12 protein-coding genes and 1 tRNA gene are annotated in these 15,292 nt (G+C 74.5%); 5 read left to right on the top strand and 8 right to left on the bottom strand.

Annotated elements, in window-relative coordinates; all coding sequences use genetic code 11:
- Nucleotides 1-264: 264 nt before the first annotated feature.
- Nucleotides 265-2,514: a DUF2637 domain-containing protein gene (locus tag ACQPYD_RS02495; RefSeq protein WP_433701925.1), complete on the bottom strand. Its 2,250-nt coding sequence runs from the start codon at nt 2,512-2,514 to the stop codon at nt 265-267.
- A 294-nt stretch (nt 2,515-2,808) separates the two neighbouring features.
- On the opposite strand from ACQPYD_RS02495, the gene cysS reads away from it, so the two are divergent.
- The 3 genes from cysS (at nt 2,809) to ACQPYD_RS02510 (ending at nt 6,642) form a co-directional block, all read left to right on the top strand.
- Nucleotides 2,809-4,209, top strand: a complete 1,401-nt coding sequence (gene cysS / locus ACQPYD_RS02500) for a cysteine--tRNA ligase (protein ID WP_433699591.1) — start codon at nt 2,809-2,811, stop codon at nt 4,207-4,209.
- Nucleotides 4,210-4,344: 135 nt separating this feature from the next.
- Nucleotides 4,345-5,304 carry a 23S rRNA (guanosine(2251)-2'-O)-methyltransferase RlmB gene (gene rlmB, locus ACQPYD_RS02505; protein WP_433699592.1) on the top strand — a complete coding sequence of 320 codons (960 nt, stop codon included), beginning with the start codon at nt 4,345-4,347 and terminating at the stop codon, nt 5,302-5,304.
- A gap of 276 nt (nt 5,305-5,580) precedes the next feature.
- Complete coding sequence (locus tag ACQPYD_RS02510; protein WP_433699593.1) at nt 5,581-6,642, top strand: DNA topoisomerase IB; 1,062 nt, start codon at nt 5,581-5,583, stop codon at nt 6,640-6,642.
- 39 nt (nt 6,643-6,681) lie between these two features.
- Here ACQPYD_RS02510 and fdhA read toward each other — a convergent pair whose 3' ends face one another.
- Nucleotides 6,682-7,908 carry a formaldehyde dehydrogenase, glutathione-independent gene (gene fdhA, locus ACQPYD_RS02515; protein WP_433699594.1) on the bottom strand — a complete coding sequence of 409 codons (1,227 nt, stop codon included), beginning with the start codon at nt 7,906-7,908 and terminating at the stop codon, nt 6,682-6,684.
- A 282-nt stretch (nt 7,909-8,190) separates the two neighbouring features.
- Here fdhA and ACQPYD_RS02520 point away from each other — a divergent pair.
- A tRNA-Thr gene (locus tag ACQPYD_RS02520) sits at nt 8,191-8,263 on the top strand.
- 397 nt (nt 8,264-8,660) lie between these two features.
- Here ACQPYD_RS02520 and ACQPYD_RS02525 read toward each other — a convergent pair.
- Together ACQPYD_RS02525 and ACQPYD_RS02530 are read right to left on the bottom strand one after the other, a co-directional pair.
- Nucleotides 8,661-8,966 (bottom strand): hypothetical protein, encoded by a 306-nt coding sequence (locus ACQPYD_RS02525; protein WP_433699595.1) that lies wholly within the window; start codon nt 8,964-8,966, stop codon nt 8,661-8,663.
- Nucleotides 8,967-9,083: 117 nt separating this feature from the next.
- Nucleotides 9,084-9,494 (bottom strand): RidA family protein, encoded by a 411-nt coding sequence (locus tag ACQPYD_RS02530; protein ID WP_433699596.1) that lies wholly within the window; start codon nt 9,492-9,494, stop codon nt 9,084-9,086.
- An 80-nt stretch (nt 9,495-9,574) separates the two neighbouring features.
- Here ACQPYD_RS02530 and ACQPYD_RS02535 point away from each other — a divergent pair, with 80 nt between their 5' ends.
- Nucleotides 9,575-9,949, top strand: a complete 375-nt coding sequence (locus ACQPYD_RS02535) for a winged helix-turn-helix transcriptional regulator (protein WP_433699597.1) — start codon at nt 9,575-9,577, stop codon at nt 9,947-9,949.
- A gap of 102 nt (nt 9,950-10,051) precedes the next feature.
- Here ACQPYD_RS02535 and ACQPYD_RS02540 read toward each other — a convergent pair whose 3' ends face one another.
- From ACQPYD_RS02540 to kdgD, 4 genes are all read right to left on the bottom strand, one after another.
- A complete protein-coding gene (locus tag ACQPYD_RS02540) occupies nt 10,052-11,245 on the bottom strand; it encodes an L-talarate/galactarate dehydratase (RefSeq protein WP_267947837.1) in 1,194 nt (397 codons plus the stop codon).
- A 124-nt stretch (nt 11,246-11,369) separates the two neighbouring features.
- Entirely contained in the window at nt 11,370-12,701 is a 1,332-nt protein-coding gene (locus ACQPYD_RS02545) for an enolase C-terminal domain-like protein (RefSeq protein ID WP_433699598.1), read from the bottom strand.
- Complete coding sequence (locus ACQPYD_RS02550) at nt 12,698-14,302, bottom strand: aldehyde dehydrogenase (NADP(+)) (RefSeq protein WP_433699599.1); 1,605 nt, start codon at nt 14,300-14,302, stop codon at nt 12,698-12,700. The genes ACQPYD_RS02545 and ACQPYD_RS02550 overlap by 4 nt, the downstream gene beginning before the upstream one ends.
- Before the next feature lie 73 nt (nt 14,303-14,375).
- Nucleotides 14,376-15,281, bottom strand: a complete 906-nt coding sequence (kdgD, locus tag ACQPYD_RS02555) for a 5-dehydro-4-deoxyglucarate dehydratase (protein ID WP_433701926.1) — start codon at nt 15,279-15,281, stop codon at nt 14,376-14,378.
- Between the last annotated feature and the right edge of the window lie 11 nt (nt 15,282-15,292).

A 15,292-nucleotide genomic window follows, 5' to 3' on the forward strand; every position in this document is an offset into this window, starting at 1 on the left:
GCCCGCCCGAGGCCCTGAACGGGACGCAGGAGACGCCGGGGCACGCCCCGGCCCTTCCCGGTCGGGAACCGGGGGCCCGGGGGCCCAGGTCGTCCACAGGGCGTGCGGGGGCGGTTGGCGCCGGACGGGCGGGGGGATGTTCTGGCATGGGGGGCCATCCCTCCCTGCGGGGCGCTCACGCGCCCCCGACAACAGCATGGCCCGCCCGGCCGCCGCCCGCCACCCCTTCCGCGGGGCTGTGGACGACCGGGCGGGGCGCACGGCTCACTCGTCGGGGCGGAGCGGTTCGCTGCGCACGCGCCGCGACGGCGGTCCCGCCGCGAAGTCGGGCAGCGGCGGACGGGGCGGCTTGAGCACCATGGGGCGCTTCTCCACCGGCGTCCGCACGCTCCGCTTCGTCAGGGGCAGGCGCTCCGGTCCGGGCCGCTCCGCGCGGGTCCCGGCCCCGTCCGCGGGGGCCTCCCGGTCCGAGGGGTCCCCGGTCTCCGGTTCGGCGCCGGGGCCGAAGGCGGACGGAAGCTCCTCCACCTCGGGCAGGGGTTCCTCCCCGGGCTCCCCGTCCGGCTCCCCTTCCAGGGTCCCGGGCCCCGGGCCGTGCACGCGCTCCCCCTCCGGCACGCCCCCCGTCCCGGGTGCCGGAGCGGCCTCCGCCGGTTGCGGTTCCGCGGGTTCCGGTGCTGTCGGGACCGGGGACGGGCCGACGGCCTCCGGCGGCGCCTGGGGGATCCGGAACGCCGCGCGCACCGTCGGCCCCGTGTCGTGGTCGAGCACGGGCGCCGGTTCGGGCTCCGGTTCCACGCGGCCCTCGTCCGCGGGTGAGGGCCCGTCGTCCTCCGGAGGCGTCCACACCGGAGGAACGTAGTCCGACAGGACCCCCGCCCCCGTGTCGGCGCTCGCAGGGGGCTCCCAGAGGGCGGTCGTCGGCGCACGGCCGTCCCCGGGGCCGGCGCCGTCGTCCGCGGCCCCGTCCGTTGACAGGTCCGACGACCCTTCCGCCACCTTGCCGACGGGCCCGTCGGGGAGCCCGGCCACCAGCCGGTCCGCCGGCCGGTCCGACGTCTCGTCCCGGGCGTCGGCACCGGTCCCGTGGGTCGTTCCGGCGACGGTTCCCGCGACGGGGGCGGTCACGGTTTCCCGCACGGGCCCGAGCTGGGCGGGCCCGTCGCCGCCGTAGCCCCCGTGCTCCGCGTAGCGGTCCTCCCCGCGGCGCCCGCGGACCGGGCCCTCCGACCGGGCAGCGGTCTCCGCCGATGTCCGGGCGGCGGGGGCGGACGCGGGCTCCGCCACAGGCACGGACCCCTCGCCGCCGACCGCCTCCGGCCCCCCTCCGGGAACGGGGAGGGCGGCGGGGGCCTCCGCCTCGTCGGAGGCCGGGTCGCCGGGCGGCGGCTCGTGGTCGAAGCCCTCGTCGGCGAGGTGGTCCGGGACCGCCTCGACCGGCCCGCCGGCGTCGGCGTGGACGTGTGCGTCCGCGCCACCGTACCGGTCCTCCGCCGACCCGGGCCCGGGGGCCGCGGCGCCGGGCACCACGGGGGGCTGCTCGGCGGCCAGCTTGATCGGGTTGTGCCCGCTACGGGAGCGCCGGGGGAGCGGGAACGTCGGCGCCGACGCCTCGTCGTCCCCGTCGCCGCGACGGCCGTGCCCCTGGGGGGACGCCTGCGCCGGCACCGGTGCGGCGATCGGTCCCGCCGCGTCCCCGTGCTCCTCCGGGCCGTCCTCCCTGTCGTCCTCCGGCAGCTCGTCCGGTTCGTCCGGCTCGTCGCGCCGGAGGCCCCCGGTCGCCTCGGAGCCGTCGTCGTGCCGCTCCGGGACGGTGGCCGCCTCGGGCCGGGGACGGATCCGGACGAACTCCCCGGCCTCGTGCGACCGTGCCCCGTCCTCGGCTTCCGTGTCCCGGTCGTCGGGGCCCAGGCGCAGCAGCCGGGTCCTGAGAGCGGCGTCGTCCGGCTCGTCCGGCACGCGGGCGGGGGAGACCACCGCGCGCGCGTGCAGCACGGTGGCGGGGTCGTCGGAGGGGCGGGGCCGGGCGGTCGGCGTGCGGCGGCGTCTGCGCATGTGCGCCCGGACGGTCATCCACAGCAGGAACGCCACGAGCAGGGCGGCGAGCGGGGCCACCGCGACGATGACCCGGGCGATCCCCTCGGGCACCCGTTCGACGAGTTCGAGGTTGCTCAGCAGCATGGCCGCGGTGGCGAACATGATCAGTGCCGGGATCAGGACCAGGTCCACCCAGAGCCGCTCGCGGGGGTGCGCCCCGCGCAGGAGGTAGCTCACCCAGCACGCCATGATCAGCAGGAGGGTGTAGGTCACCGGGAACACGTGGGCCAGGGCGCTGCCCGCGTGGCCGCCGTACTCGGCGAACTGGAAGATGCCGTTGTAGGAGATGACGAGGGCGCACAGCGCGATGAGCCCGACGAACAGGGCACCACCCGCGAGAGCTCCGGCTCCCGTGACGCGACCTGCGGGCCGACCGTTCCGTGTCCTTGATCCGGGGGTGTTGTTGTAAGGGGCCATCGCCACCGCAGCGTAGTCGAGTCGGTGCCGCTAACACGAGATTCCGACCGATTACGGTTGCTTCCCGACCGGCACACTCGGGGGTGTTCTGGGGTGTTCTGTCGGAATATGCAGGGTCTGGCGGCCTGCTGATCCCCGGGGGCGGGCGGTGGGGAGGTGTTTTCCCGCGCCCCCTCTTCCCGAATACGGCTTAACACATATACGCACTTCGGGGTGACCGAAGGGGGAACGACCGGCGTGGGAGTTCGTGGTTTGTGACGCGGCCCCGAGGGGAAAGCGGATAGGCTTGACAACGTGAGTCTGCGCTTCTATGACACCAGTGCCCGACAGGTCCGCGAGTTCGTCCCCCTGCGCGAGGGATCCGCCTCCCTGTACCTGTGTGGTGCCACGGTGCAGGCACCCCCGCACATCGGCCACATCCGCTCCGGGGTCAACTTCGACATCCTGCGGCGGTGGCTGAGCCACAGCGGGTACGACGTCACCTTCTGCCGCAACGTCACCGACATCGACGACAAGATCATCAGGGTCGCGGCGTCCGAGGGCGTGCCCTGGTGGCAGGTCACCGAGCGCAACCAGCGCGCGTTCACCCGGGCCTACGAGACCCTCGGGTGCCTGCCGCCCACCGTCGAGCCGCGTGCCACCGGTCACGTGCCCGAGATGATCGACCTCATGCGCCGCCTCATCGACGACGGCCACGCCTACGCCTCCGACGACGGCTGCGGCGACGTCTACTTCGACGTGCGCTCCTACCCGTCCTACGGCGAACTCTCCAACCAGCGGCTGGACCAGGTCATGGAGTCCTCCGACTCCGATCCGGACCGGGACAAGCGCGATCCCCGCGACTTCGCCCTCTGGAAGGGCGCCAAACCGGGCGAGCCCAGCTGGGCCACCCCGTGGGGGCGCGGCCGGCCCGGCTGGCACCTGGAGTGCTCGGCCATGGCCACCAAGTACCTCGGCCCCAGCTTCGACATCCACGGCGGCGGGCTGGACCTGATCTTCCCGCACCACGAGAACGAGCTCGCCCAGTCCCGTGCGGCCGGCGACGGCTTCGCCCAGTACTGGCTGCACAACGGCATGCTCTCCGTGGGCGGCGAGAAGATGAGCAAGTCGCTCGGCAACTCCCTGCTCATCCCGCAGATGGTCCAGAAGGTCCGCCCGGTCGAACTGCGCTACTACCTCGGCCAGGCCCACTACCGCTCCACCATCGACTACTCCGACGCCGCGCTCCGGGAGGCGGCCTCCGCCTACCAGCGGATCGAGGGCTTCCTCACCCGCGCCGTCGAGGTGCTGGGCGAGGTCGCCCCCGCCGACCGCGTGCCGGACGGGTTCGCCTCCGCCCTCGACGACGACCTCGGGGTCTCCCAGGCTCTCGCCGTCGTGCACGGCCACGTCCGCGAGGGCAACACGGCGCTGGCCTCCGGAGGCAAGGAGCAGGCCGCCGAGATCGCCGGGGAACTGCGCGCCATGCTGGCCGTCCTGGGCCTCGACCCGCTCAGCGAGCAGTGGTCGAGCGCGGACCAGGGGCTCGGCGAGGTCGTGGACGCCCTGGTGGCGGTCGCCCTCGAACAGCGCAAGGCGGCCCGCGCCCGCAAGGACTACGCGGCGGCCGACGCCATCAGGGACCAGCTCGCCGAGGCGGGAATCGTGGTCGAGGACACCCCGCAGGGCTCCCGATGGGACCTGCGCCGGGGCTGACCGGACGCGTGCGGTTGCGCGGCGGCACTACTCTGGGAGTTTGCCGCCGCGCCTCGCGCTGGTCGGCGACATTCCACCAGCCGGATGCAGCGCGCCTCCGGCATGCTCGCAACACGTACGGGGAAGCGGCGACCAATGACGGCGAAGAAGAGCAAGAAGGGTCCGACCAAGGGCAGCGGCGGCAAGGGCCGCAGGTCCCTGGAGGGCAAGAGCGGCACCCTGCCCGCGTCGGAACGGCACTGGTACGACGGCAAGCAGCGGCAGCGCGCCGCCAAGCGCGGTCCCGGCGGCGGTGGCGGGAACCAGGACGGGGCCCGCTCCGAGCGCCGGTCCGAGAGCTCCGACCTGCTGGTCGGCCGCAACCCGGTGGTGGAGGCGCTGCGCGCCGGAATGCCCGCCACCCGGCTGTTCCTGGCCAACAGCCTCGACCCCGACGACCGCGTCAACGAGGCCGCGAAGATGGCCGGCGCCCGGGGCATCGACGTCGTCGAGGTCACCAAGACCGAGCTCGACCGCCGCTGTGAGAGCAACGGCCAGCCCGGCGCCGTCCACCAGGGGCTCGTCCTCCAGGTGCGCCCGTACCAGTACTGGGCCCCGGAGGGCCTGCTGGACGCCGCGAAGGACTCCGACACCCCTCCGCTGATCGTCGCCCTGGACGGGGTCACCGACCCGCACAACCTGGGGGCCATCGCCCGGTCGGCCGCCGCGTTCGGCGCGCACGGCCTGGTCATCCCCGAGCGCCGCTCGGCCGGTGTCAACATGACCGCGTGGAAGACCTCCGCCGGCACCCTCGCCCGGCTGCCCGTCGCCCAGGCCACCAACCTGACCCGGGCGCTGGAGGGCTTCAAGAAGGCCGGACTGTTCGTGGTCGGCCTCGACGCCGGCGGCGACGCACAGATCCCCGAGCTGGAACTGGCCACCGGGCCGCTGGTCATCGTGGTCGGCTCCGAGGGCAAGGGCCTGTCGCGCCTGGTGCGCGAGGCCTGCGACGTCGTCGCGAGCATCCCGATCGGCAACGCCGAGTCGCTCAATGCCTCCGTCGCCGCCGGGGTCTCCCTCTACGCGGTGTCCCGCCGCCGCGCCGAGGCGGTCTGACCCGCGCACGCGTGAGCACGGCCCCCGGTCACCCCGACCGGGGGCCGTCGGCGTCCCGGGCCTCAGGCCCGCCGGTCCCGGGGCGCCGCCGCAGCCCGCTGCCGCGGGGCCCGGTCCGGCCGTGGGGGCCGTCCCGTTTTCACGCTCCGCGGCCCGGGTAGCTGTGCACCCACATCCTTCCCGGACGACGAGGAGGCGGGTGAGCGCGATGCCGGAGGACGGGGCGGCCCACGCGGCCGCCCGTGGCGGAACCGGGCGCCGTCCCCGGGCGGCCGCGTGAGCGGCCGGGCCGACCAGCCGTCCCGGCCGGGGAGGTCCCGGCTTCGGCGCAGCGACACGGACGCCCCGGGCATCACCCGGGTACGGCGCGGGCGCGGCTTCCGCTACCACCACGCCTCCGGGGAGCCGGTCACCGACCCGGACGAGGTACGGCGCGTCAAGGGGCTCGCGGTGCCGCCGGCCTGGCGGGACGTGTGGATCTGCCCCTCGCCGGACGGGCACATCCAGGCGTGCGGAACCGACGACGCGGGCCGCCGCCAGTACCTCTACCACCCGGAGTGGCGGCACCGCAGCGAGCAGGCCAAGTACGACAGGATGCTGGACTTCGCCGAACTCCTGCCCGGGATCAGGGACAGGGTCGCCGAGCACCTGGCCGGGCGCGGACTCGGGCGCGAACGCGTCCTGGCCGCGGCCGTCCGGCTGATCGACCTGGGGTTCCTCCGCGCCGGGGGCGAGGAGTACGCCGCCCGCAACGAGTCCTACGGCGTGGCGACCCTGCTGCGCGAGCACGTCCGCCGCGAGGGCGGCGCCGTGGTGTTCGAGTTCCCCGGCAAGTCCGGCCGGGAGCAGCGCTTCGAGTGCGCCGAACCGGGGGTGTGCCGGGTCGTCGCCTCCCTCCGGCGGGCCCGTTCGCCGGGGCAGGGGCTGTTCGCCCACCGCGTGCCGGAGGGCTGGCACGACGTGCGCAGCGAGGACCTCAACGCCTATCTCCGGGAGGTCTCCGGCGGCGACTGCACGGTCAAGGAGTTCCGCACGTGGCACGCGACGGTGCTCGCGGCGGTCGGCCTCGCGGTGGCGGCCGACCCGGACGGCGAGGCGGCGCACCGGAGGCTGGCGGCGCACGTGTCCCGTGAGGTGGCCGAGCACCTGGGGAACACGGAGGCGGTGGCACGGGCCTCCTACATCGACCCCCGGGTCTTCCGCCTCCGCGAGCGCGGGATCACCCTCGACGTCTCCTTCACCGAGCTGGGGAGGAGGACGCCCGTCGGGGAACTCGCCACCCGCGGCCCCGTCGAGGCGGAGGTGCTGCGCCTGCTGCGCGAGCACCCCGACGCCTGAGCCGGGAGCGGCCGGGCGCCGCCCCCGGGACAGGGAGGGTCAGGACGCGGCGGTGCCCAGATAGCCGTTGGGGTCGAGCACGTACTTGCTCGCGGCGCCCTCGTCGAAGGAGCGGTAGCCCTGCGGGGCCTCCTCCAGCGGGATCGCCACGGCGTTGACGGCGTCGGCGATGCGCACGCGGTCGGCGAGGATCGCCGCCATCAGCTCCCGGTGGTACTTCATGACCGGGCACTGGCCGGTGAAGAAGGCGTGCGACCTGGACCAGCCCAGCCCGAACCGGATCGACAGCGAGCCCGCCTTCGCGGCCTCGTCGGCGGCGCCGGGGTCGCCGGTCACGTACAGGCCGGGGATGCCGATCGAACCGCCGGCCCTCGTCACCTCCATCGCGGTGTTGAGGACACTGGCGGGCGCCTCCTTCCCGGCGTCCTTCCCGGACCCGTGGGCCTCGAAGCCGACGGCGTCCACCGCGCAGTCCACCACGGGCGCGCCCAGGATCTGCTCGATCTGGTCGCCCGGTTCGCCCTCGGCGACGTTGATCGTCTCGCACCCGAAGCCGCGGGCCTGGGCGAGCCGCGCCTCGTTCATGTCGCCGACGATCACGACCGCGGCCCCCAGGAGCAGGGCAGAGGCCGCCGCCGCCAGCCCGACGGGCCCTGCGCCCGCGACGTACACCGAGGACCCCACGCCCACGCCGGCGGTCACGCAGCCGTGGTAGCCGGTCGGGAAGATGTCCGAGAGCATCGTCAGGTCGAGGATCTTCTCCAGCGCCCGGTCCCTGTCGGGGAACTTCAGCAGGTTCCAGTCGGCGTAGGGCACCAGCGCGTATTTCGCCTGTCCGCCCACCCAGCCGCCCATGTCGACGTAGCCGTACGCCGAGCCGGGGCGGTCGGGGTTGACGTTGAGGCAGATCTCCGTCCGGCGCGACTTGCAGTTCACGCACCGGCCGCACGAGATGTTGAACGGCACCGAGACGAGGTCGCCGACCTCGACGAACTCCACGCCCGGCCCCGTCTCGACCACTTCGCCGGTGATCTCGTGCCCGAGGACCAGGCCCTGCGGTGCGGTCGTGCGGCCCCGGACCATGTGCTGGTCGCTCCCGCAGATGTTGGTCGCGACCACCTTGAGGATCGCCGCGTGGGGGAGCTGACGCCCCACGTTGGCGGGGTTGACGCCGGGCCCGTCCCTGAGGACGAACTCCGGGTGGGCGATGTCGGCGACCTCGACCCGGCCGGGCCCCTGGTACACCACGCCTCTGTTGCCGGTCATGTCCTTCCCACCTCTCCGCCCCTCGGCAGGGGCATGTCCCCCTCCCGTTTCCGGGGGAGGAGGCGGCTAACCGGACGTCGAAACCCTCCAGGCGTCTTTTTGCCGGATCGGGTGCGTCCGCAGCCGGGGCGCCCCCGTTCGTGTCCGCCCCGTCGCCACGGGTGACCAGGTGGGGACGTATCGGCAGACTTCGGGCTGGTTCCGTATCCGAGTGGGCCAGGCGTCGTCCGAACCGGTACCATTCGGGTGGACGCACCCGGGGCCAGGGGTTCCGGGCGGTCGGCCGACGTAGCTCAATTGGCAGAGCAATCGCCTTGTAAGCGATAGGTTAGGGGTTCAAGTCCCCTCGTCGGCTCTCTTGAGCGACAAAGCGGCAGGTCGGGCGGCCGGTGAGTGCGGCTGCCGGACTCGGCGTCGGACGCCGGTACACATTTAGTACATGCTGTTGTGAGCCGCTGCCCCGCGTCAGGTGTTCCGCCCCCTCCGGAGGCGGTCGCCGTCCCGGACGGCCACGAACCGGGGCATGCCCGGGGCGACCACCGGACCCTCAGGGCCCGGGCGGGTCCCCGATCCCCCTTCGCGGCTCGGCCGCGTCCTGCCGCCCTCCGTGCGTACGGGGGTGGGCCATCTCGCCCGGAACGCCGGGGCGGGGAACCTCCGCTCACCTCCCCCGCGAGGGCTCCGGCGAGCCCGGCTCCCCCTGCTGCACGCCCCGGCGCGGCCCTTCGGCCGCGCCCTCCCGTCTGCGCGGGTCAGAGGTCCAGGACGGTCTGGCCCGGGGTCTGGCGGTCGCGTTCGCCGCGGCCGCGCCCCAGGCAGCGGCGGCACGTGACGGGGCCGGACGCGGCGGTCAGCCGGAGGGGGTCGACGGCCGCGTGGCAGGCGATGGCGGGCACGGCCACACCGGCCCACATGTGCGTGGCGAGCTTGTGCACCACGTCCCCGCGTCCGATCCGGACACCGGAGGCGTGGGCGAGCTCCTCGCGGCGCCGGCGGAGCGTGGCGGCCAGGTGTTCGACGTCGGGCTCGGGGATGCGCGGCTGGTCAGGGTCGGTCATGACTCCAGCATCGCCCACGGGGGTGACCGTCGGGGACGGGGAGCGCGCCCGCGGCGCCCCGCCCCGCGAACGCCGGCGGCCCCGCGTCCGGAGGGACGCGGGGCAGGGGCGCCCCGCTCAGTCGAGGACGGCGTACGCCTCGACCTCGACGAGCACGTCGGGCTCGAAGAGGTAGTCGACGCCGATGAGCGACACGGGCGGGAGGGGCTGCGGGAGGCCCAGCTCCCCGGCGACGCCCTCGACGCCCGCCATGAAGTCGTCCATCATCTCGGGCTGCCACTTCGTGACGAAGAACCTGAGGCGCACGACGTCGCCGAAGGTCGCCCCGGCTCCGGCCAGGCCGCGCGCCGTGTTGCGCAGGGCCTGCGCGACCTGGCCGGCCAGGTCGCCCGTCGCGACGGGGTTGGCGTCGGCGTCGCGCGCGATCTGCCCGGCGACGTGCACGTGGCGGGTGCCGGTGGCGACCGAGACGTGGTTGTAGGGAACGGGCTGCATCATGCCCTCGGGGGAGAACAGCTGCACGGTCATGGGAGATCCCTCCGGTTGCGCCTTGGTGGTATCCCATGTCTACTAGGTACATAAAGGGAACTTCAACGAGACCAGGTGTCATGCAGGAAACCGCCCCCTTCGCCTCCTACGCCTCCGGGATCACCGCGTCGCACCGCGAGCTCCTCGACCAGGTGCTCGACAAGTGGTCGCTCCAGGTGATGGAGGAGCTGTGCGAGCAGCCCCAGCGCTTCAACGAGCTGCGCCGCGCGATCCCCGTCGTGACGCAGAAGTCGCTGACGGCGGCGCTGCGGCGCCTCGAGCGCAACGGGATGGTCGAGCGCGTCGTCACGAGCACGCGCCCGATCGCCGTCGAGTACCGCATCACGGCGCTCGGCAGGACCCTCCAGGACCTGATCGACGCGCTCCTGCGCTGGACCACCGACAACATGGACGGCGTCGAGCGCGCACGCGAGCGGTACGACGGCGAGAACTGACCGGTCCGGGACGGCTCCGGGCGGGAACGCCGCGGGGCCCGCGCGGTGTCGCGCGGGCCCCGCGGGCCGGGGGCGGGCCCCGGCCGGTCCTGCCGGGCGGGGTCAGCCCGAGAGGGTGGTGCGCCCGTCGGCGTCGACGCGGACGCTCTGGTCGGTCCAGGCGCGGGCCTGGTCGCTGATCGTGAAGCCCAGGCCGGGGCGGCCGGGGACGAGCATGCGCCCGTCCTCGATCTCCAGCCGCTCGTCGAACAGCGGCTGGAGCCAGTCGAAGTGCTCCACCCAGGGGTCGATCTCGTAGGCGGCGGCCAGGTGCAGGTGGATCTCCATGGCGAAGTGCGGCGCCATCCGGATCCCCGCCTGCTGGCCGCGGGCCATGATCTTCAGGAACGGCGTGATCCCGCCGACGCGCGCGGCGTCCGGCTGCATGAAGTCGACCGCGCCCGCCCGGATCAGCTCCTCGTGCTCGGCCGCGCTGGTCAGCATCTCGCCGGTCGCGATCGGCGTCGCCAGCTCCCGGGCGAGCGCCGCGTGGCCCTCGGAGTCGTAGGCGTCGAGGGGCTCCTCGATCCAGATGAGGTCGAACTCCTCCAGCACCCGGCCCATCCGCACGGCGGTGCTGCGGTTCCACTGCTGGTTGGCGTCCACCATCAGCGGGAAGTCGCCCAGCTCCTCGCGGACGGCGGAGACGCGGGCCAGGTCGGCGCGCCAGTCCGGCTGGCCGACCTTGATCTTGATGCCGCCGATCCCGCTGGCGCGCGCGGCGCGGGTGTTGTCGAGCACCTGGTCCAGCGGCGTGGACAGGAACCCGCCGGAGGTGTTGTAGCAGTCCACCGCGTCGCGGTGGGCGCCCAGCAGCTTGGCGAGCGGCAGCCCCGCGCGCTTGGCCTTGAGGTCCCACAGGGCGATGTCGATCGCGGCGATCGCCTGGGTGGCCAGCCCGCTGCGGCCGACCGAGGCGCCCGCCCACACCAGCTTCGTCCAGATCCGCTGGATGTCGCTGGGGTCCTCGCCGATCAGCTCGGGGGCGATCTCCTGAGCGTGCGCGTACTGGCCGAAGCCGCCCGCGCGCTTGGAGTAGGTGTAGCCGACCCCCTCCAGGCCCTCCTCGGTGCGGATCTCGGCGAACAGCATCGACACCGACGTGAGCGGCTTCTGCCTCCCGGTCAGCACCTTGGCGTCGCTGATGGGGGAGGCGAGGGGCAGGTCGACGCGCGAGAGCGTGACCTCGCTGATCCTGTCCGCGGCCGCGTGGGCGCGGGGGCTCGTCCCGCTGTCGGTTCCGGGCTGGGCGGTCATCGTGTCTCCAGGGTGTGGGTGTGCGGGAGGGCTGCGGCGGCGGGGTCCCGCCGCGCGTACACGCCCCGACCGTAGCGGCCCGGGTGTGTGCGGGGCCCGGGGAGGCCCCGGGGGGACGCGGGGCTCACCGGACCGTCGCGGGCCGCTTGGGGTCGAAGGTCCAGCCGGGGACGAGGTACCGCATCGCCGCGGCGTCGTCGCGCGCCCCGAGCCCGTGTTCGAGGTAGAGCTCGTGGGCGGCCGCGAGGGCGTCCCGGTCGAGTTCCACGCCGAGCCCGGGGGCGGTGGGCACCTCGATCGCGCCGTCCGCGATCCGGAGCGGCTCGCGGGTGAGCGCCTGGCCGTCCTGCCAGATCCAGTGGGTGTCCAGGGCGGTGATCTTCCCCGGCGCCGCCGCGCCCACCTGCGTGAACATCGCCAGGGAGATGTCGAAGTGGTTGTTGGAGTGCGAGCCCCAGGTGAGCCCGAACTCGTGGCACAGCTGGGCGACGCGCACCGATCCGCGCATGGTCCAGAAGTGCGGGTCCGCGAGCGGGATGTCCACCGCGTGCGAGCGCACGCTGTGGGCGAGCTGCCGCCAGTCCGTGGCGACCATGTTGGTCGCCGTGGGCAGGCCCGTGGCCCGGCGGAACTCCGCCATCACCTCGCGGCCGGAGTACACCCCCTCGGCCCCGCACGGGTCCTCGGCGTAGGCGAGCACCCCGTCCAGCCCCGAGCAGAGCCGGACGGCGTCCTCCAGGAGCCAGCCCCCGTTGGGGTCCAGGGTGATCCGGGCGTCGGGGAAGCGGGCGGCCAGGGCCCGCACCGTCTCCACCTCCTCCTCCCCGGCGAGGACCCCGCCCTTGAGCTTGAAGTCGCGGAAGCCGTACCTCTCGCGCGCCGCCTCGGCGAGCGCGACCACCGCGTCGGGGGTGAGTGCCGGTTCGCGCCGCAGCCGCTCCCAGTCGTCCTCCGGGTCGGCCTCCGCGAGGTAGGGGAGCGGGGTCCGGTCCCGGTCGCCGATGTAGAAGAGGTAGCCGAGCATGGGGACGCGGTCCCTCTGCCGGCCCTCCCCCAGCAGATCGCAGACGGGGACCTCCAGGTGCTGGCCGAGGAGGTCCAGGAGCGCGGACTCGACGGCCGTGACGGCGTGGACGGTGGTCCGCAGGTCGAAGGTCTGCTCGCCGCGCCCGCCCGCGTCCCGTCCGGCGAAGGCCTCCCCGATCTCGCGGAGCACCCGGTGGACGTGCGCGACCGGGCGGCCGACGATCATCCCGGCGGCGTCGGCGACGGTGCGCCGGATGGCCTCCCCGCCGGGGACCTCGCCGACCCCGGTCCTGCCCTCGCTGTCGGTCAGGATCGCGATGTTGCGGGTGAAGAAGGGGCCGTGGGCGCCGCTGAGGTTGAGCAGCATGCTGTCGTGCCCGGCGACGGGCACCACCTCGACGTCCACGACGGTCGGGGTCCGGGGGCTCATGCTCGCTCCTCCGCCGGTACGACGGCGCCGTCCACGCGGCGGCTCAGCCCCCACGGGTTGGCCTCGCGCAGGGCTGGCGGGAGGAACGCGTCGGGCACGGACTGGTAGGCGACCGGCCGCAAGAACCGGTGGACGGCGAGGCTGCCGACGGAGGTGCTGCGCGGGTCCGACGTGGCGGGGAAGGGGCCGCCGTGCACCATCGCGTGGTTGACCTCGACCCCGGTGGGCCAGCCGCCGAAGAGGATGCGGCCGACCTTGCGCTCCAGGACGGGGATCAGCCGCCGCACGGCGACGGCGTCGTCCGCGGACGCGGGGTCGGCGTGCAGGGTGGCGGTGAGCTGCCCCTCCAGGGACTCCAGCGCCTCGGCGAGCGAGTCCGCCAGGGCCTCGGCCGACAGCCCGTCCGCGGGGTAGCGGACCAGCAGGCCGACCGCGCCGAAGACCTCCTCCTGGAGGCGGGGCCGGGTGGCGAACGACTTGAGGCCGGTGGCGAGGAGCATCGGTGCGAGCGCGTTCGGTCCGGGGCCGTCGGTCCCGGCGGCGACCGTCTCGACGTCGGGCTCGGCGGCGAGGGCGTCCGTGCCCGCGGCGCGTGCGGCGGCGATGGGGCCGGTGAGCATGGTCTGCCCGGTGGCCTCCGTGACCAGCCGCTCGGCGGCGGCGAAGAAGCGGTCGCCGTCGGGCGTGGCGGGGACGAGGACGAGCCCCGGGTTGGTGCAGAACTGGCCCGCTCCGAGGGTCAGCGAGCCCACGTACGCCTCCGCCAGCTCCTCGGCCGCGCCGCCTGCCAGCGCGCCGGGCAGGACGACGACCGGGTTGGAGGAGGACATCTCGGCGAACACGGGGACGGGTTCGGGGCGGTCGGCGGCGGTCCGCATGAGCGCGAGGCCGCCGGCGCGCGAGCCCGTGAACGCCACGGCCTTGACGCGCGGGTCGGCCGCGAGGGCCTGCCCGATCCCGTTGCCCTCGCCGAACAGCAGGGAGAACACGCCTCCGGGGAGCCCGCTGTCCGCGACCGCCCGGGCGACCGCCCGGCCGACCAGCTCCGCGGTGCCGGGGTGGGCGTTGTGGGCCTTCACCACGACCGGGCAGCCCGCCGCGAGCGCCGAGGCGGTGTCGCCGCCCGCGGTGGAGAAGGCGAGGGGGAAGTTGCTCGCCCCGAAGACCACCACGGGGCCCAGCGGCACGTGGGCCTGGCGGATGTCGGGGCGGGGGGCGGGGCGCCGGTCGGGGAGGGCGGGGTCGATGCGCGCCTGGAGGGCGTCCCCCTGCTCCACCACGTCGGCGAACATCCGCAGCTGGCCGACGGTACGGCCCCGCTCGCCCTCCAGCCGCGCCGCCGGGAGGCCGGTCTCCCGCACGGCCCGCGCGGTCAGCTCCTCGCCGATCCCGTCGATGTTGTCGGCGATCCGGCGGAGGAAGGCGGCCCGCTCCGCCGGGGTCTGGGCCCGGAAGGCGTCGAAGGCGGCCTCCGCCGCCCGCGTCGCGGCCTCGATCTGCGCGGAGCCGACCAGGCCGAAGGCCGGTCCGACCTCCTCACCGGTGGCGGGGTCGGTGGCGAGGAGGGAACCGGCGTTCCCCTCGACCGGTTCCCCGGCCACGAGCGATCTTCCTTCGACGGGCACTGCGGTACCTCCTGGTAGGGGTGCGGCGGGTTCTGTCCGGGGGTCCGGCTCAGGAGACCTTGGCGATGAGAGCGGCCAGTTCGTCGGTCTCGGCGGGGCTGAGGTCGCTCAGGGGCGGCCTGACCCGGCCGCCGTCGCGGCCGACGGCGTTCAGGCCGGCCTTGACGATGGACACGGCGTAGCCGCGCGTCCGGTCGCGGATGTCGAGGTAGGGGATCACGAAGTCGTTGAGCTTGCGGTAGACCGCCTCGCGGTCCTGGGCGCGCACCGACTCGAAGAACCCGAGGGCGAACTCGGGGAGGAAGTTGTACAGCGCGGAGGAGTACGTGCTGACCCCGAGCTGGAGCAGGGGCAGGGCGAAGGTCTCCGCGGTGGGCAGCCCGCCCACGTACATCAGCCGGTCGCCGACCTTGGCGTAGATCCGCGTCATCAGCTCGACGTCCCCGACGCCGTCCTTGAGGCCGATCAGGTTGGGGTTGCGGTCGGCGAGGGCCGCGACGCTCTCGTCGGTGAACACCGCGTTGGCGCGGCTGTAGACGATGACCCCCAGGTCGGTGGCCGAGCAGACGGCCGTGACGTGCTCGACCAGCCCGGCCTGCCCGGCCTCGGTCAGGTAGGGGGGCAGCAGCAGGATCCCGTCCGCCCCCGCCTCCTGGGCGGCCCTGGCCTGCGCCGTCGCCGTCGCCGTCCCGCCGGTCGCGGGGGCGAGCACGGGCACCGCACCGGCGACCTCGTCGACCGCGGCGCGCACGACCCGGTCGATCTCGGGCGAGGTCAGAGAGAAGCCCTCGCCCGTGCCCCCGGCCGCGAACAGCCCGGCCACGCCGAAGCCCGACTGCCACGCGAGGTGCTCGCGGTAGCGGGTCTCGTCGAACGCGAGGTCCTGGTCGAAGTGGGTGACGGGGAACGAGAGGAGGCCGGACTTGAGCCGGGTCGCCAGCTCACCGGGGTGCATCAGAGTCACAC

The organism is Nocardiopsis sp. CA-288880 (genome assembly GCF_050955985.1).
GTDB lineage: Bacteria > Actinomycetota > Actinomycetes > Streptosporangiales > Streptosporangiaceae > Nocardiopsis > Nocardiopsis tropica.

Bases quoted from the DNA above. Each gene is read 5' to 3' on its own strand.
- ACQPYD_RS02535 (WP_433699597.1), top strand. From the start codon at position 9,575: ATGCAGGAAACCGCCCCCTTCGCCTCCTACGCCTCCGGGATCACCGCG.
- rlmB (WP_433699592.1), top strand. From the start codon at position 4,345: ATGACGGCGAAGAAGAGCAAGAAGGGTCCGACCAAGGGCAGCGGCGGC.
- ACQPYD_RS02525 (WP_433699595.1), bottom strand. From the start codon at position 8,966: ATGACCGACCCTGACCAGCCGCGCATCCCCGAGCCCGACGTCGAACAC.
- fdhA (WP_433699594.1), bottom strand. From the start codon at position 7,908: ATGACCGGCAACAGAGGCGTGGTGTACCAGGGGCCCGGCCGGGTCGAG.
- ACQPYD_RS02545 (WP_433699598.1), bottom strand. From the start codon at position 12,701: ATGAGCCCCCGGACCCCGACCGTCGTGGACGTCGAGGTGGTGCCCGTC.
- ACQPYD_RS02540 (WP_267947837.1), bottom strand. From the start codon at position 11,245: ATGACCGCCCAGCCCGGAACCGACAGCGGGACGAGCCCCCGCGCCCAC.
- kdgD (WP_433701926.1), bottom strand. From the start codon at position 15,281: ATGCACCCCGGTGAGCTGGCGACCCGGCTCAAGTCCGGCCTCCTCTCG.
- ACQPYD_RS02495 (WP_433701925.1), bottom strand. From the start codon at position 2,514: ATGGCCCCTTACAACAACACCCCCGGATCAAGGACACGGAACGGTCGG.
- ACQPYD_RS02530 (WP_433699596.1), bottom strand. From the start codon at position 9,494: ATGACCGTGCAGCTGTTCTCCCCCGAGGGCATGATGCAGCCCGTTCCC.